This is a genomic window from Mangrovivirga halotolerans (assembly GCF_026241165.1).
Classification (GTDB): Bacteria; Bacteroidota; Bacteroidia; order Cytophagales; family Cyclobacteriaceae; genus Mangrovivirga; species Mangrovivirga halotolerans.
Map to the genome: position 1 here is coordinate 612,843 of NZ_JAPFQN010000006.1, position 21,802 is coordinate 634,644.

16 protein-coding genes are annotated in these 21,802 nt (G+C 35.7%); 7 read left to right on the forward strand and 9 right to left on the reverse strand.

All coding sequences use genetic code 11. From position 1 onward, the window contains the following. Positions 1-46: 46 nt before the first annotated feature. The 4 genes from recJ to OO013_RS13595 are packed head-to-tail and all read left to right on the forward strand — an operon-like array spanning position 47 to position 5,181. Positions 47-1,789, forward strand: coding sequence for a single-stranded-DNA-specific exonuclease RecJ (gene recJ / locus OO013_RS13580; protein WP_266057437.1), 1,743 nt, complete (start codon positions 47-49; stop codon positions 1,787-1,789). Positions 1,790-1,839: 50 nt separating this feature from the next. Beyond that, entirely contained in the window at positions 1,840-2,571 is a 732-nt protein-coding gene (gene lptB, locus OO013_RS13585; RefSeq protein WP_266057438.1) for an LPS export ABC transporter ATP-binding protein, read from the forward strand. A 2-nt stretch (positions 2,572-2,573) separates the two neighbouring features. Then, positions 2,574-4,106: a GH3 auxin-responsive promoter family protein gene (locus tag OO013_RS13590; protein WP_266057439.1), complete on the forward strand. Its 1,533-nt coding sequence runs from the start codon at positions 2,574-2,576 to the stop codon at positions 4,104-4,106. Beyond that, positions 4,093-5,181 (forward strand): glycerate kinase, encoded by a 1,089-nt coding sequence (locus tag OO013_RS13595; protein WP_266057440.1) that lies wholly within the window; start codon positions 4,093-4,095, stop codon positions 5,179-5,181. The genes OO013_RS13590 and OO013_RS13595 overlap by 14 nt, the downstream gene beginning before the upstream one ends. Positions 5,182-5,215: 34 nt before the next feature. On the opposite strand, the gene OO013_RS13600 is transcribed toward OO013_RS13595, so the two are convergent. From OO013_RS13600 to OO013_RS13610, 3 genes are all read right to left on the reverse strand, one after another. After that, positions 5,216-5,815, reverse strand: a complete 600-nt coding sequence (locus OO013_RS13600) for a thioredoxin family protein (RefSeq protein ID WP_266057441.1) — start codon at positions 5,813-5,815, stop codon at positions 5,216-5,218. A gap of 13 nt (positions 5,816-5,828) precedes the next feature. Further along, a complete protein-coding gene (locus OO013_RS13605; protein WP_266057442.1) occupies positions 5,829-6,296 on the reverse strand; it encodes a TlpA family protein disulfide reductase in 468 nt (155 codons plus the stop codon). Positions 6,297-6,830: 534 nt separating this feature from the next. Beyond that, positions 6,831-8,609 carry a chloride channel protein gene (locus OO013_RS13610; RefSeq protein ID WP_266057443.1) on the reverse strand — a complete coding sequence of 593 codons (1,779 nt, stop codon included), beginning with the start codon at positions 8,607-8,609 and terminating at the stop codon, positions 6,831-6,833. A gap of 112 nt (positions 8,610-8,721) precedes the next feature. Between OO013_RS13610 and OO013_RS13615 the strand changes: the two genes are divergently transcribed. Continuing rightward, positions 8,722-9,726 carry a sugar phosphate nucleotidyltransferase gene (locus OO013_RS13615; protein WP_266057444.1) on the forward strand — a complete coding sequence of 335 codons (1,005 nt, stop codon included), beginning with the start codon at positions 8,722-8,724 and terminating at the stop codon, positions 9,724-9,726. Beyond that, entirely contained in the window at positions 9,723-10,124 is a 402-nt protein-coding gene (locus tag OO013_RS13620) for a VOC family protein (protein ID WP_266057445.1), read from the forward strand. The genes OO013_RS13615 and OO013_RS13620 overlap by 4 nt, the downstream gene beginning before the upstream one ends. Here OO013_RS13620 and OO013_RS13625 read toward each other — a convergent pair. From OO013_RS13625 to OO013_RS13635, 3 genes are all read right to left on the reverse strand, one after another. Then, complete coding sequence (locus OO013_RS13625; protein ID WP_266057447.1) at positions 10,121-13,108, reverse strand: AsmA family protein; 2,988 nt, start codon at positions 13,106-13,108, stop codon at positions 10,121-10,123. The two genes, OO013_RS13620 and OO013_RS13625, sit on opposite strands and share 4 nt — an antisense overlap. A 460-nt stretch (positions 13,109-13,568) precedes the next feature. After that, a complete protein-coding gene (locus tag OO013_RS13630; RefSeq protein WP_266057449.1) occupies positions 13,569-13,964 on the reverse strand; it encodes a hypothetical protein in 396 nt (131 codons plus the stop codon). Position 13,965: 1 nt separating this feature from the next. Beyond that, a complete protein-coding gene (locus OO013_RS13635; RefSeq protein WP_266057450.1) occupies positions 13,966-15,399 on the reverse strand; it encodes an aldehyde dehydrogenase family protein in 1,434 nt (477 codons plus the stop codon). A 164-nt stretch (positions 15,400-15,563) separates the two neighbouring features. Between OO013_RS13635 and OO013_RS13640 the strand changes: the two genes are divergently transcribed. Beyond that, positions 15,564-16,247 carry a hypothetical protein gene (locus OO013_RS13640; RefSeq protein ID WP_266057451.1) on the forward strand — a complete coding sequence of 228 codons (684 nt, stop codon included), beginning with the start codon at positions 15,564-15,566 and terminating at the stop codon, positions 16,245-16,247. Between the two features lie 345 nt (positions 16,248-16,592). Here OO013_RS13640 and OO013_RS13645 read toward each other — a convergent pair whose 3' ends face one another. The 3 genes from OO013_RS13645 to OO013_RS13655 all read right to left on the reverse strand — a co-directional run bounded on the left by OO013_RS13645 (position 16,593) and on the right by OO013_RS13655 (position 21,788). Beyond that, positions 16,593-18,617 carry an OmpA family protein gene (locus OO013_RS13645; RefSeq protein ID WP_266057452.1) on the reverse strand — a complete coding sequence of 675 codons (2,025 nt, stop codon included), beginning with the start codon at positions 18,615-18,617 and terminating at the stop codon, positions 16,593-16,595. Positions 18,618-18,716: 99 nt separating this feature from the next. Beyond that, positions 18,717-19,421, reverse strand: a complete 705-nt coding sequence (locus OO013_RS13650) for an OmpA family protein (RefSeq protein ID WP_266057453.1) — start codon at positions 19,419-19,421, stop codon at positions 18,717-18,719. Between the two features lie 54 nt (positions 19,422-19,475). Next, positions 19,476-21,788, reverse strand: coding sequence for a patatin-like phospholipase family protein (locus tag OO013_RS13655; RefSeq protein WP_266057455.1), 2,313 nt, complete (start codon positions 21,786-21,788; stop codon positions 19,476-19,478). Between the last annotated feature and the right edge of the window lie 14 nt (positions 21,789-21,802).

Sequence of the window (21,802 nt, forward strand, 5' to 3'; positions counted from 1 at the left end):
ATAAAGATAGTCATTTTTGTAAATCAATCGGGCATAAGAACAAAGGATGGGGAAATCAAAATTAGTATATAGCTGGAATTATAAAGAAGCTAAAGATGAACAAGCTATTAGTAAGTTATCGGGGCTAATCAACGTCAACCCATATATTGCTGAAACATTGTTGGATCGTGGCGTTTCCTGTTATGATTCAGCCAAAAAATATTTTCGTCCTTCACTTGAAGAATTGCACGACCCATATCTGATGGAAGATATGGATAAGGCTGTTGATAGATTAACAACAGCAATAAACTCAGGGGAAGAAATTCTGATCTTTGGAGATTATGATGTTGATGGAACAACGTCAGTGGCTTTGTTTATGACAACACTGGCAAAAAGACACAAAAACATTCATTACCATTTGCCCGACCGATATGAAGAAGGCTATGGTTTATCAAAAGCAGGTATCGATAAAGCTTCAGAATTAGGGGTAACATTATTAATCACAATCGATTGTGGTATAACTGCAGTTGACAAAGTGGATTATGCGCGTTCGAAAGGAATTGATGTGATTATTTGCGACCATCATCGCCCAGGACAACAACTTCCATCTGCTGTTGCTATTCTTGATCCAAAAAAGAAAAGCTGTAATTATCCTTACGACGAGTTGTCTGGTTGTGGAGTAGGCTTTAAGCTGCTACAGGCTGTATACAAGAAGTTGGGGTGGCCGGAAGAAGAACTATTCAAAAGGCTTGATCTTCTTACCATTAGTATTGGTTCAGACATTGTGCCGATCACCGGGGAAAACAGAATTTTGTCTTTTTATGGATTAAAAATTCTAGCTTCTTCTCCTTTGCCAGGCATTGCAGCTTTAATGGAGACCGCCAGTGTGGATAAGGATAATCTGACTATTGAAAAAATTGTGTTTTATATTGGTCCCCGTATTAATGCAGCAGGCCGGATGACACATGCGCATTCCGCCCTTGAATTATTGATAGAAGAAGACTATACAAAAGCAATGGCACATGCTGATTTGCTTGAGGACAATAATAAGGAACGAAAGCTTTTTGATAAAGACATGACTCAAAAAGCTCTTGAAATGTTAGATTCTGCTCCAGATTGGCCAGGAGGAAATACAACAGTATTATTTGATCCTTCGTGGCACAAGGGTTTGGTGGGTATTGTTGCATCAAGATGCATAGAACACTATTACCGTCCAACGATTATTCTTACTGAGCATGATGGGGAAGCGACTGGCTCGGCACGCTCGGTTCCGGGGTTTGATATTTATGAAGCAATTAGTGAATGCAAAGATCTTCTTTCAAAGTTTGGAGGGCACAAGTATGCAGCAGGGCTTTCTTTGCCTGTAGAAAGTATAGATGAATTCAGGCAGCGGTTTGAGGAGGCAGTAAGTCAGCAAATCGAATCACATATGCTTGAGCCTGTATTAACTATCGATAAGCTAATTCCGTTGAATGTAATTAACGATAAGTTTTATAATATTTTATACCAGATGCAGCCTTTTGGTCCTGGTAATGAGGAACCTGTTTTTTCAAGTGAATCAGTTGAAATAATTGGGGAGCCAAGATTGTTAAAAAACGAACATATTAAACTTCGTTTGCGACAAAGGAATGGAGAAGAAGAAATTGAAGCGATCGGGTTTTTTATGGGTCATTATTTCCCGCAATTACACAATGGCCTTAAAATTGATGTAGCTTACCAGGTATCATTGAATGAGTTTCGGGGAAAGAAATCAGTTCAATTGATGCTTAAGGACATAAAAGTACATCAAAGTGTGGTTTTACATAATTAATGAATTATAATTAACGGCGGGAAGAAAGGCCGGCAAAAAGAAAGCAAGACATGAAGTTATACGCAGATAATCTCGTAAAAATATATAGTAAAAGAACAGTTGTAGATCATATTTCTGTAGAAGTAAATACTGGTGAGATCGTCGGTCTTCTTGGGCCTAATGGAGCAGGAAAGACAACCTCATTTTATATGATCGTTGGACTAGTAAAACCCAATGAAGGTGAGATATTTCTGGGTGAGGAAAATATTACAGATTTGCCGATGTATAAAAGGGCAAAAAGAGGAATAGGTTATCTGGCACAGGAGGCTTCTGTATTCAGATCGCTAACTGTGGAAGAGAACATAATGGCGGTTTTGGAAATGACCAATCAGCCCAAAAATGTCCAAAAGGAAAAGATGGAGTCCCTGCTGGAAGAGTTTAGTTTGACCCACGTACGAAAAAATAAAGGGGGGGTCTTATCAGGAGGAGAGCGAAGAAGAACAGAAATAGCCAGAGCATTAGCTGTAGACCCGCACTTTGTGTTACTTGATGAGCCTTTCGCTGGAGTTGATCCAATTGCAGTGGAAGAGATACAAACAATTGTTGCAAAACTCAAGAATAAAAATATTGGTATATTAATTACCGACCATAATGTAAATGAGACACTTTCTATTACAGACAGGGCTTATTTGATGTTTGAAGGTAAATTGCTAAAGGCTGGTTCTGCAGAAGAATTAGCGAATGATCCAAGAGTAAGAGAAGTATATCTTGGTCAGCATTTTGAGTTGAAGCGAAAAATTTAATAATGGATATATTTAATTCTATTCTTAGCTGGGCGCTTAAAAAGCGTATACACGACATTGAGTTGTTCATGAAATATCCTGAAGAGGTACAACAGGAGCATTTCTTTGAACTTATTGAAACAGCAAAGAATACTTCTTTTGGTAAAGAATACGATTTCAAAAGCATTACCAGTTACCAGGAATTTAAAGAACGTATTCCTATCCGTAACTATGAAGAACTATATCCATATATTGAAAAATTACTTCACGGTGAGCAAAACATTTTGTGGCCATCCAAGATTAAGTGGTTTGCAAAATCTTCTGGCACTACCAATGCCCGATCTAAATTCATCCCTGTATCTGAGGAGGCATTAAATGATTGTCATTTTAAGGGAGGAAAAGACCTGCTAAGCATATACATCAATAATCATCCTGAAAGCAAATTATTCACAGGTAAGAGCCTTACCATTGGAGGTAGCCAGCAGATCAATACTTTTGATCAGCAAAGTGATACCCGATATGGAGATGTAAGTGCTGTAATTATGAAAAACCTTCCTTTATGGGCACAACTTGTGAGAACTCCGAATCTGAAAATTGCCTTAATGGATGAGTGGGAGGAGAAGATAGAAAAGATGGCTCAGGCAACGATCAATGAAAATGTCACTAGTCTCGCAGGTGTTCCTACCTGGACCTTAGTACTTCTCAACAGAATTCTTGAGATCACCGGAAAAAATGATATCACTGAAGTGTGGCCAAATCTTGAATTATTTGCTCATGGCGCTGTTGCATTTGGTCCATACAGAAGATTATTTCAAGAATTGATTCCTTCTGATAAGATGAATTACATGGAATCTTATAATGCTTCCGAAGGATATTTTGGTATTCAGGATCAAAAAGATTCAGATGAATTATTATTGATGCTCGATTATGGAGTTTTTTACGAATTCATACCTATCGATGAAGTCGATAGTGATAATCCAAAAGTTATTGGTCTGGGCGAAGTTGAGATCGGTAAAAATTATGCACTGATTATCACTACCAATTCCGGACTATGGAGATATAAAATAGGAGATACCATCAGGTTTACTTCAACATATCCTTACAGAATAAAGATCAGCGGAAGGACAAAGCATTTTATAAATGCATTTGGAGAAGAACTCGTGATTGAAAATGCTGAGAAGGGTATTGAGAAAGCCTGCGAAGCGACCGGAGCAGTAATAGATAATTTTACTGCCGGACCAATCTACCTTGACGGGACTCACCGTGGCGGTCATGAATACATTATTGAGTTCATTAAAAGCCCTGATCATTTACAGAGATTCACCAGGGTGCTTGATGAAACGTTAAGAGAGATCAATAGTGATTACGATGCTAAGCGCCATAAGGATATTGCTCTTGCCGAACCAAGAGTACATGATGTTCCCAGAGGCACATTCTATAACTGGATGAAAAACCGAGGAAAGCTGGGCGGGCAGAATAAAGTGCCAAGGCTTTCGAATAACAGGGATTATCTTGATAGTATCCTTGAGATGCTAAATATTAATGCCGGAACATAAAAATATTCTTATTGCACCCAATGCATTTAAGGGTACACTTTCTTCGCTTGAAGTAAGTGATATAATTCATGCCGTATTTAAAGAGCAACTTCCCGGTACAAAATTCACAAAATTGCCGCTGGCCGATGGTGGTGATGGCACTCTAGACGTATTATCTGAAAAGTTAAAATTTGATCGGATAACATTACCGACTTTTGATCCCCTGGGTAGAAGCATTCTGGCAACCTATGGTTTAAAAGACAGGGTAGCTTATATCGAGTTGGCAGAAGCATCGGGCATCAGCCATTTAAAAGTAAAAGAGCTTGACCCTAAAAAAGCAAACACCTTTGGAACCGGAATACTTGTAAAAGATGCGATCGATAAAGGAGCCAGCACGATTAAAATTTTTTGTGGAGGGAGCGCCAGTATTGATCTTGGCTTGGGCATAATTGCTGCTTTACTGGGGATGGAAAAATACAGGCTTTCTAACCCTCTTTTTGATGCCGATGGGATTTTGAAACAGATAGATAATATCCGGAGTGATTATCTGAAGGTAGAATATGAAATTTATACGGATGTTATTAATCCATTATTAGGAGATGAGGGCGCGGTACAAGTATTCGGCATGCAAAAGGGGGTAGAGGAAGGCATGCGGAAGGATTATGAAGAAAAGATAACAGCAGTTATTAGTCAACTGAATATAGAGCATCAAACAAAAGGAATGGGAGCAAGCGGAGGCATTCCTGTTATATTTGATCATCTTAAAAATGTAAAACCTGAATTAGCTGGAGATTATATCTTAAAAATATTGGAGGTTGAAGATCAAATAGAAAAAAGTGATTTAACAATAACCGGAGAAGGAAAGTTTGATCAGCAATCGATATCTGGGAAATTATCCGGAGAGATTTTAAAGCTTTGTCAAAAACACAATACAGAGATGATAATTATTTCAGCACTTAATGGTGGCTTTTATCCAGATGGAGTTGAAATTGTAACACTTGAAAACTATCTCAGCACTGACGAAAAAAAAGCTTTGGATTATACTTCTCAACTAAAAAAAGCACTGGAGAAATACATAAAAAAACACGACTGGTAATCAGTCGTGTTTAATTTTTATGCAATGAGTTTTACTATGATTTCCATTTAATTGTACAACCAATCGCACGAGTATAGTCCTCACTCACTGATTTTCCAGCTTCGATCTCTTCGATTGCATTTTCAACATACTTTGTATTTACATCGTTAGGATTCTGAGGGTTGTCATCGATTGCTCCTATATAAACAACTTCATAAGTGTTGCCTGATTTTTTTAATAAATAGACATGCGGAGTTTTCGTAGCACCATAAGTCATCGCTACTTCCTGAGTTTCATCATACAGATATGGGAAGGTAAATCCTTTTTCTTCAGCACGAACTTTCATTTTATCGAATGAATCTTCTGGCTGACGATCTTTGTCATTTGGATTTATAGCAATAACAGGATATCCCTTACTTTCATATTTATTATTTAATTCAATTATTCTGTCTTCATATAATTTTGCATATGGGCAGCTATTGCAGGTAAATATTACAATAATTCCTTTTGCAGACTTATAATCTGACATACTTACCATTTTACCGTCGATATTTTTAAGTTCAAAATCTACAGCATTGTCTCCTACTTCATACCCCTGAGCTGATAAGCCTGCAGATACGGTAAGAAGTAATATTAATGTAAATAAGTGTTTCATATTATAATGGAGATTAGTTCCTTATTTTATTTATATATTCGTTTAACTCTTCAAGGGTAAACTCTTTTTCCTCAAAATATTTTTTTCCTTTATAAACAAACAGTGTAGCAGGTATAGCCCCACTCCATTCATTACTTATACGGGGCATCCAGCTATTTGGATTTTCCTCCGCCAGAAATAAGACCTTTGAATCCAAATTTCTGTTTTCTACATATGGGACTACTCGCTTTTCAAATTGATTAATAAAATCAATGCTTACTAAGTGTACAGATACCATGCCATTCTCATTTATTTTTTCAAAAGCGGGAATCTCTTTTAAACATGGTTTGCACCAGGTCGCCCAAAAATTAAATATGAGGACATTTTCATTTTCCTGGTTGATCAGTTTTTCTAACTCACCTATACTGATCTTTTCTACATTTTGACCTTTAGTATTTAAGCTAAAGAAAACTGCAAAAATCAATATATAAATATTTCTCATAAGTAAAGAAATTTAACACAAAATACTGTAATAATCAAAATTGTATTTTTTCAATATTGTGAAACAATTTAAATTGATTATTCAACACTGGACACTAAACTAAATGTTATTTATATTGTTTTCATTGATTTTGTTTATACCAGACTAGTTTTTGTTAGTATGAAATAAAATATTTATTTGGTGATTCAATTCTTTCAGATGTATAAAAATGATGTCAGAATTATGTTTTTAATGATTATACTCAGATATTAATTGATTGTTAACCGAAGATAAATTTAACAATAAGAAGATGGGTTTAAAGTCAAATTTTTTCATTTAAAGTTTTCCACAAAATAGAAAAGTTATCCACAGGTTTTGCAAAAAGCGATATAAACACCTGTAAAACAGGTGGTTATGTAAAAAATAAGAATTTGATTTCTTGTGGATAACTGATTTGACTTATAATTATTGTGTAAAAAAAATTTATTAAAACTTTCAAAAAAATTGCCGTATCCATTAAAAGGATTAACATTTAAGTTATTAATTTTTAAAAATTTAATCCTTTTGTTGCCTCCGGAGACGCGTACGATAGGCATTGAAAATCCTAGATTTTGATAGGAAGCCTGCATATTTACCCTCATCAATTACAGGGAGGTTCCAGGCTCCGGTTATTTCGAATTTATGCATTACTGATTCCATGCTTTCTTTAGAACTAACATATGCGGGAGGGGAGTGCATAATACTTTTGATTATTATATTTTTTCTGGAATCTTCATCGAACATTATGCTCCTGACATCATCCAATGTAACTATGCCGACAAGTTCATTTTTATCTGAAACGACAGGAAAGATATTCCTTCTTGATTTTTGAACAAGTTCAACCAGAGTTCCCAGTGTTGCTTCGGGATCAATGGTAAGAAGATCTTTTTCGATGATCTTATTGAGATCAATCAGTGAAAGCAGTTGTTTATCCTTATCATAATTAACAAGATCCCCACTTTCTACCAATGGTTTTGAATAGAAAGAAAACTTCTCAAAGTTCTTTGCTGTGTTGTAAGCCAATGCACTTACCAGCATTAATGGGATGAATAATTCATAACCACTGGTTATTTCAGCAATAAGGAAAATAGCTGTTAGAGGAGCATGAAGGACCCCACTCATTATACCACACATCCCAACCAAAGTAAAGTTTGCCGGACTAATTACTTCAGCACTAAAAATAAAATTAACAAGCAGAGCATATAAGTATCCGATTATTCCTCCTAGAAACAGGGATGGGCCAAATATTCCTCCAGATCCACCAGAACCAATAGTAAGCGCTGTAGCAATCGGTTTAACCATTATAATAACAAAGAGAAAAATAAAAAGGAACAGAACATTATCTGTGTTGGCAAAAAATAGTGAATTCGAAATCAGAGTTTCTCCCTGGTCATTAAGTAATTGTTTAATAATACCATAGCCTTCTCCATACAATGGGGGGAGCACGAAAATAATTATTCCCAAAGCCACACCTCCAATCAGTGCTCGTTTTAACCCGCCTTTTATTTTATAAGTGATGCTTTCAAAATAAAACATAACACGGGTAAAGTAAACACTAAATATTCCGGAGATAAGACCCAGTCCGGCATAATATAAAATGTTTCCTTCTGAAAAATCCTCTTTAATACGGTGTGAAAAAAGAACATGTTCACCTAAAAGGGATAATGATATTACTGATCCACTTACAGAAGCAATGAGAAGAGGGATGAATGTTGCAATAGTGATTTCGCTAAATATCACTTCAATGGCGAAAATAACTCCTGCTATGGGGGAATTAAATATTGCTGAAATAGCTCCTGCTGCTCCACAACCGATCAATAGTGTCCTTTTCTTATAAGACAAGTGCATTATCCGTCCAAGATTTGACCCGATGGAAGAGCCTGTAACTACAATTGGAGCCTCAAGTCCTACAGAACCACCCAGACCGACTGTTACCGCACTGGTTAAAAGCCGGCTGTATTGTAGAGACCTTTTCATTTTACTTCCTTTTTTGGAAATAAAATATAGAACTGTGGTAATACCGTGTCCTAAATGTTCTTTGAGAACATATTTTGCCAGGAGATAGGTCAATGCTATACCTACGGGCGGGATCAGTATAAAATAATATCTCGATTCGTTGAAATTGAAGTTTTTAGTAACCTGAGCCTGAAGAAGATGAACAGACTCCTTTAAAACTACAGCTGCAAGGCCAGCCAGGATCCCGATGAGAATACTCAGCATCAGCACAAAATTCTTGTCGTCAATGTGCTTAATCCGCCAAACCAGAAACTTACCTATCCAGTTGCTTTTTTTCATGAATCCTGTAGTGTAAAGATGATGCAAAGTTATAAGATATAGTTTAGTCACCAAACTCCTTCAATTAGTATAATTCTTTCAAATGACAGGTTTAGGTATTAAATTAAAATATATGAAAGCAATTATACCGGTTGCAGGTAGTGGCACACATTTGCGCCCCCTGACCCACACCCAGCCTAAGTGTCTTTTACCCCTTGCAGGAAAACCTATTCTTGGCCATATTATTGACTATCTTGGTGATTCGGGTATTGATGAAATGATCTTCATAGTTGGTCATTTGAGCCAGAAAATCGAAAAATTCCTTGATGAGTTTTTATATGACAGAAAGATAAAATATAAAACAATATATCAGAACCCGGGCCAGGGGCTGGGTCATGCGATTTTATTGGCTTCCGAATATTTTAAAGATGAAAAAGAAGTAATTGTTCATTTAGGAGATAGTATCATACGCACAAGTCCGGAGTTTTTTTCTAAAGAGAATACACACTCAATGATCTGCCTCAAAAAAGTGAGCGTGCCAGGCAATTTTGGTATCTGCGAAGTTTCTTCTGATGGGTTTATTCGCAAAATGGTTGAAAAACCCAAAGTGCCAAAATCCAATTATGCAATTGTCGGCCTTTATAGAATTCAGGAAATTCCTCTTTTCATTGAGAGCCTTCAAAATGAATTTGATTCAAAAAATGGAAAAGATGAAGCCCAGCTCACGGATGCTTTGCAATACATGCTTCAGAAAGGTTCAAAAATCAAAATGATCAAAACCGACAGGTGGTTTGATTGTAGTAGAAAGACCTCTCTCCTTGAAGCGAATCGAATGTTAATGAATGTAGGCGAATTACCTGAAAATTATAATTCCATATATTCAAAAACGATTATCATTCCTCCTGTTGTAATTGGAAAAAATTGTCATATTGAAAATGCAATTATTGGACCGAATGTTGTTGTTGGACACAACAGTGAAATTTATGGTGCGATTATTAAAGAATCGATATTGGGAAATAAAACGGAGATAAGAAATACTGTGATCGAAGAAAGCATAATAGGTAATGATTCCACATTTTATGGCAGTAATTTGAAATTAAACCTGGGGGATAATACTGATATAGATTTAACATCATGAATATAGATAATTACAGTACGCAAATATTTGAGACCTGTTTGTACAGTCGTAATCTTGAGGCTGCGAAAACCTTTTATGTTGATAGGTTGGGATTTAGCCTATATACTTACGTACCTGATACTTTGCTCTTTTTGAAAATGAAATCCGGGATGCTTCTCATTTTTAATCCGGATAAGTCAAAAGACAAAGAAGGGCTTCCGCCTCACTTTGCAGAAGGCAAGCAACATATAGCTTTTAATATTGATGAGGAAAAATATGAAAAGGTAAAAATGGAATTACAAAAAGAGGGTATAGATATTATTCATGAAGAAAAATGGCCTTCAGGATCAAAGTCGTTTTACTTTGAAGATCCCGAAGGCCATGTTTTAGAATTTGTTCCGGCTAAAGTCTGGGACTAGTTGCCGTCATCTTTTTTCTTCTTTTTACCGAAGATATCTTTAAGTGCGTTTTCAGCTTTTTCTTTAAGTTCTTCTTGTCCTTCTTCAATTTTTTCTTCGGCAACATTGCTTACGCTATCTTTTGCAGTTTGGACTACAACATTAGCAGAGTCTTCAACTACCTTTTTCTGTGAATCTAACTCCGCCTGAGCTTCATCTTTTATTGCATCTGTTACCTGGCCAGTAGCAGACTCAGAGCCTGTTTTGGTACCAGGTCCGCCTGCTAATCCAAATGTCAGATCATTGAATTTCCCACCAACTTTGACTGGAATAGTGATTTCGTCTCCCACTACATCTTTTCCACCTGTAATAGAAGATGCCAGTTTATTAATTGCAGATCCAGCCGCACCGGTTGGAACGTCAATATTAAAGATGTAATCAACTGATCCATCAATTCCTGTTCTGCCGCTAACCTCGGCTTCATACCCTGAAATTGATACATCGAATGGTTGTGTAGTAACATAACCATCCTTAATAGTGAAGTTTACAAGTGCATCTTTAAGTCCGAAGCTATCTGCATCTTTAAGTTTGGTGATCTCCGTAATCCCTTCGATCAATCCACTGTCTTTTATCGCAGCATCAATTATTTCAATTAGACCGCTACCACTTAATGAAGATAATTTTGGACTGAAATCCTGCAGGAGTTCTCCATCTAAACTAAGGTCAGTATTAAAATATCCAGTCATATCTTCAGCAATAGGTGCCAGGGCCTGAACTGTATTAAAGTTTTGATAAGACTTAGGAATAGAAAGGTTTTTGATGTTTAATGAAATATCAAATTTAGGTTTATCAATATTTTCTGTATTGTAGGAGCCAGAAGTAGTGAACTGTCCTCCGAGAGAATTGAACACAAGGCTTTCCAATCTTACAGTGCTATTCCTAACAATTAGGTCTCCGGAGAGATTTGAAAGAGTTAAATTGTCATACTTAACTTCATTCGCATTTGTATGGAGAACCAGATCAAGATTTTCCGGAACTTTAATGACTTCCAATTCAGATTCTTCTTCTTCCTCTGTTTCTTGTTCGTCTTCAGCCATGAATTCATTTACATTGAAAAAGTTACTTGAGACGTTGAATTCTCCACTAAGTAACCCATCGTTCATTACATAGCCCATATAATTGTTTACAGTACCAGATGCTTTAAAATCTGATTGTCCGCTTTTTCCATCTACTGTTTTGATATTTATATTAGCTGGAGTGAATACCGCATCAGCAGTTGTAATTTCTACTCCCTGTGGCATAGACTCTTGATCAGAATATTTAAAGTTTCTTAAACTGACACTACCCGAAGTTTGTAAAGCAGTATAATTTTCAGCTTCCACATCGCTAAACTTTCCTTTGGATTGAACATTGGCTATAATAGTACCGGCCATGTCTACACCTTCAATAGGATAAACTTTGTTTAGTTCTGCAACATCTAATTTACCATTCACTTTGGCATCCCAATTCGGGCTATCAAAATTAACGACATAAGCAGAAGCATTAACTTTATCCTCGCCTAGTAAAAAGCTCATGTCTGTCAAATTAAAAACTGCATTCTGCATGCTTCCATCCTTAGAATAAGAATGAGCTTCGAAGTGAATATCTTCTAATGGCACAGGATAGTCAGCATTTTTAACGTATCCATTTTCCAAAGTAGCGTCCAGATTAAAGGCAGGAATAATGTTTCTGACACTATCGTATTTACCCTCTGCTTTCGCTTCCAATGTAAAAATACCTTTTAGTGAGGTGTTCTCAACAGGGAAGACCCTTGTTACTTTTTCAAGGTCAAGTTTGGCTCTTGCATCAAGATCAATTGGATAATCAACAAGGTTTTTAATTGCCAGATTCAGGTCAAATGGATTATCCTCTATATTAAAATGAAAATTACTTATATCTATACTCGTATAATCGATGTCTCCTTCCGGGCAAAGAATCTTTAAAGTCCCCTTAATATTTTCAACAGGAGTCGGCAGGTCGTCATATTTAAATGAACTGTTTTTTACGACAAGGTCAAGACCAAATCCTGGCAGGCTATTTTCATTGTAAGTTCCTTTTGTCCATCCATCAAATGAAAATGCGCCTGTTGTTTCTATAACATCGAAAGATTCAGTGTAAATTCCAGGGATCAGGGATAATAAAGATTTAAAGGAATTATCTTCGGCACCAAAGGTGATATCCATGGTTATATCTTCCTCTGGCATTTCAAAGACCCCATTCAGATTAAATGCAAATTCATTTACCTTGAAGTGGTTTTCTTTAAATTCAAACCTCATCTTTTCCAGATCCATATTCAGGATTATATCTGCATAAAACGATTTATTAGAAAGATATTGGACTTCTTCAAATTCAAAAGAGACTGTATCGATAGAAGTTTCAGTTTCCATGTCCAAAACAGTGTTTTCGAAATTTCCACTACCAGAATGGTTTAGTCCATACAGTTCAAGAATCATATTGGCAGACCGATCTTCATAAATGATCTTTCCATCTGAGATTTCCCAATGATTGATCTGTACTGCTACCTCTGATGATGCTGTATCTGTTTCTTCTTCAACTTCTTCTTCAGAAATAAATATATCATAGTTAGCCTTTCCGTCTTGAAGAATCAGGGCATATACCTGAGGTTTACGTATGTAAATTGCAGATACTTCTATTTGGTCCCCGAAAATAACAGATAACGGCTTAAGGCTTACTTCAAACTCCTGAATTTCCGTTAACGGAATTCCTTCGAAATCTCCTCTTCCGACCAGACCGATTTCATCTATACTAACAGTTAGTGTTGGAAAGTGAGTAAAAAAGCTGATTGAAAAGGATTCAGCGTCATAGAATACATCCGCATCTACATTTTCAGCAATTGCATCATCTACGGCTTTTTTGATGTCATCTTTGAAAATGATGGGTAAAGTAATTGCTGCGATTAGCAGAATTACAATAATTGATACTAATATTATTAATACTTTTTTCATCTCTAAGCTGATTAAAAAATCTTTAGGATGAAGTTACAATAAATAAATATTATATCGTGAGGGATAATTAAAGAAAAAAATAAGCCACCCGAATCTACTCGAGTGGCTCACCTAAAAATCTGTAATTTTAAACAAGCGAAACAGGTTTCTTATTTCTGTTTTATTAGAAACGGCAAAAACCTTATAATTATTACAAATTTATTACATAAATATGAATAATGCGCAGCAAAAGGTTGTTTATTTTATAATCTCTTGATTTAGTACAAAAAACTTTGACAATCAGGGTCTAATTTTTTGATTTTCAATTAGAAGGAATTCGAGATCTCGGCTTTAAAAGAATGAGCATTTATCTACCGGGCAATAAGATTAATATAGAACTTGATCGGTGATGAAATGTAATAATAAGTTGGTTTTTTTATTCTAATAGAGGATTGGGTAATATTTGAAAAGGTGGGGATTATTATATTTTAGTCAGGGAAATATTTATATCTTCCATAAAAGAAAAGCTTGCTTTCTTACTGTTGATCTTTTTAACTATATAAAAAATTCTAAAGTTGGTACTCTCATCTTTTAAAATTAAGGAGTCACCTGTTATTTCATAATACAAAGTATTCGTTGTTGTATCAGATTGAAAAAAGCAGTCTTCATACCCATAGATTTGTATTTTAACTGTGCCATCAGGCTTAAATTTATATCTAGCTTCTGCATGGAATGAATACAAGTCCATTAAGCCTGGATAGGATAATGAATCTGCTTCCCATTTTGCCTGCCATTCACCTACAATTTTACTATGATTATCCTTACATGAAAGGATGAATAGGAATAAGAGCAAAATGATAATTTTGTTTTTACACATCTTAGAAATATTTCACCAGCATTTTGCTTACAAACCTTTTAAAAGAATTGTATGGGGGATGCAGTAAAGACGATGAAGGAAAGATCGTGTTTTGCTTTAAGATTGGTCTTTCATGTGAAAAAGCCCTGACACCCCAGTATCCATGTCCATTTCCAAACCCGCTGTTTCCGATACCTCCAAAAGGAATTTCTGTATTAGTAAATTGAATAACGCAATCATTTATCGCTGTGGTTCCACTTTGACAACTTTGAATAATGAACTTTTGATCTTTTGAAGTATTGCCAAAATAATATAACGCAAGAGGTTTAGGCTTGCTGTTGATAATTTCAGCTGCATTTTTAAGATCATCATATTCTATAATAGGTAATAACGGGCCAAAGATCTCTTCTCCCATTATTCTCATATCTTCCGATACCGAATCTAGTAATGTAGGACTAATAGTAATGTCATTGTTACTAAAGTTACCTCCTGAAATAACTTTCGCTCCTTTATCTACAGCATCCTGAAAGATATCTTTAATACGTTCACCATTTTTTTGGTTGATAATATTACAATAAGGAGTGGTTTCAGGGTCGTCGGAATGAAATTTCTCCTTAATTGTTCTTTTAAGTGCTTCTATTAATTCATTTTTTATATCCTTATGCACAAGAAGATAATCGGGGGCAACACAGGTTTGCCCGGCATTTAAGAATTTACCAAAGACGATCTTCTCTGCCGAATCCTTTATTTTTGCATCCTTATGAATAATTGTAGGTGATTTACCTCCAAGCTCCAGGGTTACTCCAGTTAAATTTTTTGCTGCAGCTTCCATCACAATTTTTCCGACAGCCGGGCTACCGGTAAAAAAGATATGATCAAAGGGTAAAGAAAGTAAATATTGGGTCTCCGGAACTTCACCCTCAATAACTGCCACTTCAGCTTTATCAAATACTCTTGAAATTATTTCCTTAATAACTACATTGGTAGATGGTGTAAATTCACTGGGTTTGATAATACAGGTGTTTCCTGCTGCCACAGCACTGACTAATGGTCCTAAAGCAAGATTAAAAGGATAATTCCAGGGGGAAATTATTAACGTCCTGCCCTTAGGTTCAAAAATCACTTCAGATGTAGATCCTAGTAATGGCAGTGGAGTATCTACTTTTTGAGGTCGTAGCCATTTTTTCAGGTTTTTGCATGTATGCCTTATCTCAGCCAAAACTACCCACGTTTCACTGATTTCAGTTTCTTCTGCCGGCTTCTGGAAGTCACGATATAAAGCTTGTTTAATTTCTTCCTGAAAATGAAGGATTTGCTTTTCAAGTTTTTTTAATTTTCTTATTCGGTCTTTTACTGTTGATTTCCTCAGTTGACGGCTAACAGCCAATTGATCTTCAAATATCGTAGAGATCTCTTTTTCAAATCCAGCTTTTGTTTCCTCGGCAGTAGTACTCATAAGAAAAGGGGTTTTTCTAAATATATGTTATCAATTTGTTAAACGCGAAAAACTCTACTAAAAGTTTTAAAATCATCCAGATCCTTACTTCTCACCATGATCTAATTGTTTAATCATTAATTTAATGTTAATTTAATGTTAACAAATAGATCTAATGTTAAGAATTGGTTAACCGGCTTATTATATCAACCCTGGTATTATGCCTGCTATCTCTTCCCATAGCTGCGCAGGATTATGTTGATCAATTTAATAATGCATTAAAAGAAAATAAGAAAGTAGCCTCTCTCATTGATCAACTCGAAAACCGTTCCTCATTTAAAAATTTTGAAAAAAAATCTCTTGAGAAGGTTTTCTTTAAAATACATAGAAAGGTTTTAAAGGAGTATAAAAAATACTCTGAAATCACCAGTACATTATCAAATGGTGAATATGATTGTGTAACGGGTACAGCTTTGTATGCCTATGTTTACCAATCTTTAGGATTGAAGACTGAGATTTTTGAGACTCCTTCACATGTATTTCTCGTTATAGAAGCAAACGGTAAAAAATATTTAATTGAATCCACGTCACCACTTAATGGTTTTTTGGAGATTGATAAGGATATCAAATTGAATACCACTAATTCTTTAGGGATTTTAGTTGCCGATGAAACGGATGCCTTGACTAATGAGGTGATAAATAAAATCACAATTAAAGAATTAGCTGCAATTTCACTTCACAATAAAGCTGCTAAGCTTTACTTGGAAAGGGATTATGTTTCAGCAGTGAGAACAATCAATGAAGCGTTAAGTATTTATCCTTCTGCAAGATCTGTATATCTCAAAAAGTTAATTTCCAGGCATATTTAACAAATCGTCAGTAATACAATCTGATTATTTCTAATAAAACATAACCAGCTACTTTTTTTATTATGACTTATCCAGCATTGATAAGGTGAATTTCTATTGGATTCAATATCAACCTATCTCAAATACAACTTCTCTTACCAGCTTTATTATTGTTTAGCTACGACCGTTATGTTTAACCAAAATTAATAATCCCTGTGATGATAAATAGAGGCTTTAAAATGTGACGTCTCCTTATGTTAAGGAAATAATTTCAGGGTATGGTTAATATAAAATAAAAACTCCCCTCAGAAAGAAGGGAGTTTTTTATTTCGATTGTTAGCTATTCACTTTTAAAATCGTGATCATTTATTCATCAGCGTCAATGATCTCGAATTCAACTCTTCTGTTTTTGGCTCTGCCCTCAGGGGTAGAATTATCTTCGATTGGTCTTGACTCTCCGTATGCCTCAACAACAATGCGGTCTTTACCAATTCCATTATCGGTTAGATAATCGACAACCGCTTGAGCTCTACGACGACTCAGCCCAATATTGTATTGTTCAGTACCAATACTGTCTGTGTGGCCTGAGACCTGTACTTTTACATCATCATTATCATTCATGAATTTAACTAGTCTGTCAAGTTCAGGTTTTGACTGAGGCTTAAGGGTTGATTTATCGAAGTCGAAGAAGATGTTATTAAGAGTAATAACAGCACCTTTCTTGATCGGAGTTAGATAAAGATCTCGTTCAACCTCATCATAAGTTTCCTGTTCAGATAAGTTTAGGTTTTCACTCATTGCTAAGTAATCATCAGCTTCTGCAAGAAATCCATATTCTTCACCTGAAGGAAGCATAATTTCATATTCACCTGAGCCCGGATCAGACAATGTTTCTCCTATAACCTTACCATCAGACAGGCGCTGATATATAATACGAGCTTCTACAGGTTCTTCTGTCTCCTTATCTAATACTCTACCCGCTACAAGAGTAACTGGATCTGGGCGGTAAAACTCTGGAAGAGATATTTTAAAAACATCAAGATTTTCTTCAGTTATACCTTTAGAATAGTAGGCAAAATCACCTGTAGGAGGAATAATGAAGAATTCGTCATCAAGTTCTCCGTTAATTCCTGGCCCAAGGTTTTCAGGTTCAGACCATTTTGTCCAGGTAGAATCAAGTCTTCTTGAAACATAAATATCATTTCCTCCATATCCGGAATAACCGGCAGATGAGAAATAAAGAGTTTTATCATCAGGAGCCAGGAATGGTGAAGATTCCATACTGGCGGTATTGATATCATCACCAAGGTTAAGAGGCTCAGTCCATGTATCATCATCTCTTTTAAAAGATACATATAAGTCTCTTCTGCCTCTTGAGTCATTTCTTTCCACAGACATTATTAATGTACGTCTGTTATTGGCCATATAGAAGTTGGCACTCTCACTAGTATTATAATTATTCTCTATCTCAAGTGGCTCTGGGTCTGACCAGCCATCACCAACTTTTCTTGAAATCGAGACACCAGCTTTCATTTTGTTATTATTGTTACCTCTGTATTCGTTACCAAGAATTAAAATAACCGAATTACCATCAGGAGTAATTGAACTGATAAAGTTTGGACCTTTATTATTTAGCTTGGGACCCATGTTTTTTGCCACAGCCCAATCCTGTTGAGATTCATCCCATTCCGAATACCAGATATCTTCCATATCTTCAATACCACCTATATTTTCTGGATGATTTCTTCTTGAAAAGAAAAGTGTTTTTCCATCAGGTGATAATAGAGGTCTGAATTCAGGATATTCTGAGTTTACATTTTCACTTAATCTTATCGGAACGACATTAGGGTTAATTTCCTCAGATACATTTACTTCGATAGTAATAGGAACTTCAGAATTTGAAATACCTATTGCGTCTATACTAAAGTAGCCAGGAACCGCTTTGCCTGAAAAAGTGATTTTTATAGATGCTACATCATACGTTGTAGGTTCGAAAAATATATTCAGAGGACGACCTGTAATATCCATCGCTTGCGGATTGAGTCTATTGACGAGATACTCCTTACCTTCTGTATCGTATACATATATCTCTTCCACAGCTGTGGGATTGAATGATTCAGCGATCATAATCTGCCTGATTGGCATTGCTTTTTCAAATCCCACATGGATGTATTCATTTTTATCAGGTCGGGAAGGAGTCCATGCGTTTGGACTTTCTGCCGGATTCGGGAATACATCAGGTTTTCCAAGAGCCTGTTTTGCACCATATTGTTGTGGAGTCAATTCAGACGAGACATCGATAACCTCACTGGCCCATAGCACTTCCTGTTGTGCCGAGACCATAAAAAAGGTACCGATAAATATTATAGTAGTAGCAAAAAATTTAAACATTATCGATCGGTTTTTGCGGTTGTATTAATTCAATATAAAGAATTATCTATTGCTAAAATATTAATTTTGTCTTAAACAGTAATCAAATATTACAATAATTTAATTGTTTTCTAGTATTCTCACCTCAACTCTGCGGTTTAATTGGTGTGCTTCTTCGGTATCTTCCGTTGAAATAGGATTTGTACCGCCAAAAGCTTTAGTTTTAATTCGGTTTTTCTTAATTCCGTTGTCAACAAGATAAGATTTAACAGCTTCAACTCTCTTTCTCGATAATTCCAGGTTCTTTGAAGCTACACCTCTTGTATCCGTATGACCCTCTAATTGAATGATCATTTCCGGATAACTATTCATCATTTGCAGTAAAACTTGTAATTCGGGATAAGACTCTGGTAAAATATTCGCTCTTCCTCTTTGAAATAAGAGCTTTTCCATTCTCAGCAATTCTCCCTTTTTACTGCTTTTCAGATAAAAAGTGTCCTTTCTTAAAGCCTTACCTCCCTCGTCAATCTTAACTTCAAAGATACTAGGAAAATATGTATCTGAACTAATTTTTATCCGATAAGTATTGCTTTCCAGCAGGCTAAAACTAAAATAACCATTGTCTCCGGCTGAAAAAAGCCCCATATCATCGGCGTATGGCAATTTTTCATAAAAAACTTTACAACTTATCGGTTCCCGGGTATTGTAATCCAGCACCAACCCTTCAAACCGAATGAGCGTTGATTTCGCCTCCGACTGTGAAAAGCCTTGAAATGATGTCAGAAACACTAAGCAGATAATTCCAGCTTTAATAAAAAAATTCATGGGCTTTTTAACCATAGATTTAAGGTAGAAAAAAAAATCTATTTTTTTAAATTATTACGGTTCAATCGGACTTTTGTTGAATAAAATAAATCCAAAATGAACCATCGCCCCGAAATTTAACCGGTCAATATTATACCAAGTGCCCAAAACACTTAAAGGACCAAATCTTGTGTGATAAACAGCTGATAAACCTGCTGAAAGAACCAGGTCTTCAGTATCAGTTTTATATTTCCATGTTTTTTTTACCTTATCTAAAGTGGCAAATGGAAAAAACAAATGTGATTCGGCCCTTAGAAAAAGATCGTTTTTAATTTTATAATTTAAGATTCCACCAGCTGTTGCGAAAAATGGAGAACGCAACTCTTCTATATAATATATTCTGGAATCCGGCAATGGGTTGCTTGACCTGGATAATAAATAAGTTGACCTGTCTGTGAGATAATAAAAATGACTGGAAAAATTAGATTCCAGTTTAATGCCTGGGATCAATTTTCCATTACCAAAGTATTTTTCATATTGAAGATTTATACCAAACCAGTTTTTAACCGAACGGTATTGTGGTAATTTTTGTTCTGCAGTATTTCCCGACGAATAATTTAATATTCCTCTGTAAAAAGAGGTGCTCAAACCAAGGTAGGTGCCACTAAAACCATATTGTGGATGATTTAATGTGCTCTTTTCAAATTTCAATTTCAGTTTTAACCCTTCCAACTTAAGATAGTCCAGGGTGTCGATTGTCGACAGAAAATTTTGATTGGAATAATTAAATTTTGATTTAAAATATCCTACATCAAACTCAAGTAAATTATTGGTTTTTACCGGAGTAATAAATTTTAACCCTGTGGATAAGTTATTATTGGTCAACGGGATAATTTCGCTCCCCGATTCATCAAATATTAATTCAACAGGGGAGAGGTAATTCCATTTGTCAACCGATAAATATGGCGAAATTGTAAAAATATGTTTTCCGGGGATCGTTATTTCAGATTTATAATCAAATGATCTGTAAAACTGGCCGACATGAAATTTTATTCCATGGTTATAAAATAGTTTATTCAGATAGTAGTAATTAAAATCCAGGACAAACTGATTTATATTTTTAGAAGCGATTGTACCTCCTACACCAATATCAAGCAAATTTGAATTATCACCAGATATAGCAAATGTGTAATAATCATCTTTTTTTGATTTGTATATATCCGGAAAGATATTTCTGAAGTATTTTTCTGAAGCAAGATAATAATAGCCTCGCTTAACGTCATTTATACTAAATGTGTCTCTCTTCTTTACGAAAATTTTTCTGATAAAACTCTCCTGGCTTTTTGTATATCCATTAATATCAATTTTATCGAAGATTAAAGGATCATATTCGGTTATAAAATTTTTTCTTCTTTTGGCCAGTGCTTCCGGATCGGACCTTCTTCTAATTACTTCTTTTATTTTTGGAATAGCTCTTTTAGCGGCAACATAACCTGAATCATATATGGCGCTGGCCTGACTGAAACTAGCTGCATTATAATTCAGCAGGTTTGGAGCGATATATAGAAGGTCAGAATCTGCAGGAGTCTGAATATACATATCCATAAACAAATCCAGGATCGCATCATTCATCTGTTCATCGTCCTGGTCGTATGGATACTCTTCTTTCCTGGTATCAGAAACATTGACACCAATAATATATGCTGGATTAAACTCTTCCCTCATTACATCAAGAGGAAAGTTGTTATAGATCCCACCATCAAAAAGATATTGATTATCAATCTTAACCGGAGGGAAAAAGAAAGGCACACTCATCGTAGCTCGTACTGCAGCGGCCAGGCTTCCCTGGCTCATGATTTTTTGTTTAGCGGTAAAAATTTCTGAAGTGATGCACCTGTAGGGAACAAAAAGACTATCAAAATTATAACCGGCAGTATGGGCTGGTTGTGCAAGTTGTTCGGTTATTGCAAAATTCAATGACCGGTCGGTAGCGATCACCGTTTTAAAATAGGCGTTGTACAGACTGTCAAAAGTAAGATCCAGATGAATAAAACTTAATGGATCATCTTTATGATTTAGATAGTAATAATACTCGGGTGGAATTTTGCCATCTACCCAATCTTGAAATCTTTGGGAAAGTACTTGCTCCTTGATATCCTCTGCAGTAAATCCTGAGGCGTACATTGATCCGATGATTCCGCCCATGGAAGTCCCGACCACATAATCGATCGGGATGTTTTCTTCTTCAAGAGCGCTGATCACACCTGCATGGGCAATGCCCTTAGCTCCGCCACCACTAAGAACTATCCCTACCTTTTGAGAATAAGTATTGAAATTGGCTAAGAGAAAAAAAACTGCAATACTGCAAAAAATACGTTTTATCCCCATTGGCAAGCCTTATT

What these genes read in the sequence shown, in the direction of transcription:
- recJ (WP_266057437.1), top strand. Translation starts at nt 47, where the DNA reads ATGGGGAAATCAAAATTAGTATATAGCTGGAATTATAAAGAAGCTAAA.
- lptB (WP_266057438.1), top strand. Translation starts at nt 1,840, where the DNA reads ATGAAGTTATACGCAGATAATCTCGTAAAAATATATAGTAAAAGAACA.
- OO013_RS13590 (WP_266057439.1), top strand. Translation starts at nt 2,574, where the DNA reads ATGGATATATTTAATTCTATTCTTAGCTGGGCGCTTAAAAAGCGTATA.
- OO013_RS13595 (WP_266057440.1), top strand. Translation starts at nt 4,093, where the DNA reads ATGCCGGAACATAAAAATATTCTTATTGCACCCAATGCATTTAAGGGT.
- OO013_RS13600 (WP_266057441.1), bottom strand. Translation starts at nt 5,815, where the DNA reads ATGAAACACTTATTTACATTAATATTACTTCTTACCGTATCTGCAGGC.
- OO013_RS13605 (WP_266057442.1), bottom strand. Translation starts at nt 6,296, where the DNA reads ATGAGAAATATTTATATATTGATTTTTGCAGTTTTCTTTAGCTTAAAT.
- OO013_RS13610 (WP_266057443.1), bottom strand. Translation starts at nt 8,609, where the DNA reads ATGAAAAAAAGCAACTGGATAGGTAAGTTTCTGGTTTGGCGGATTAAG.
- OO013_RS13615 (WP_266057444.1), top strand. Translation starts at nt 8,722, where the DNA reads ATGAAAGCAATTATACCGGTTGCAGGTAGTGGCACACATTTGCGCCCC.
- OO013_RS13620 (WP_266057445.1), top strand. Translation starts at nt 9,723, where the DNA reads ATGAATATAGATAATTACAGTACGCAAATATTTGAGACCTGTTTGTAC.
- OO013_RS13625 (WP_266057447.1), bottom strand. Translation starts at nt 13,108, where the DNA reads ATGAAAAAAGTATTAATAATATTAGTATCAATTATTGTAATTCTGCTA.
- OO013_RS13630 (WP_266057449.1), bottom strand. Translation starts at nt 13,964, where the DNA reads ATGTGTAAAAACAAAATTATCATTTTGCTCTTATTCCTATTCATCCTT.
- OO013_RS13635 (WP_266057450.1), bottom strand. Translation starts at nt 15,399, where the DNA reads ATGAGTACTACTGCCGAGGAAACAAAAGCTGGATTTGAAAAAGAGATC.
- OO013_RS13645 (WP_266057452.1), bottom strand. Translation starts at nt 18,617, where the DNA reads ATGTTTAAATTTTTTGCTACTACTATAATATTTATCGGTACCTTTTTT.
- OO013_RS13650 (WP_266057453.1), bottom strand. Translation starts at nt 19,421, where the DNA reads ATGAATTTTTTTATTAAAGCTGGAATTATCTGCTTAGTGTTTCTGACA.
- OO013_RS13655 (WP_266057455.1), bottom strand. Translation starts at nt 21,788, where the DNA reads ATGGGGATAAAACGTATTTTTTGCAGTATTGCAGTTTTTTTTCTCTTA.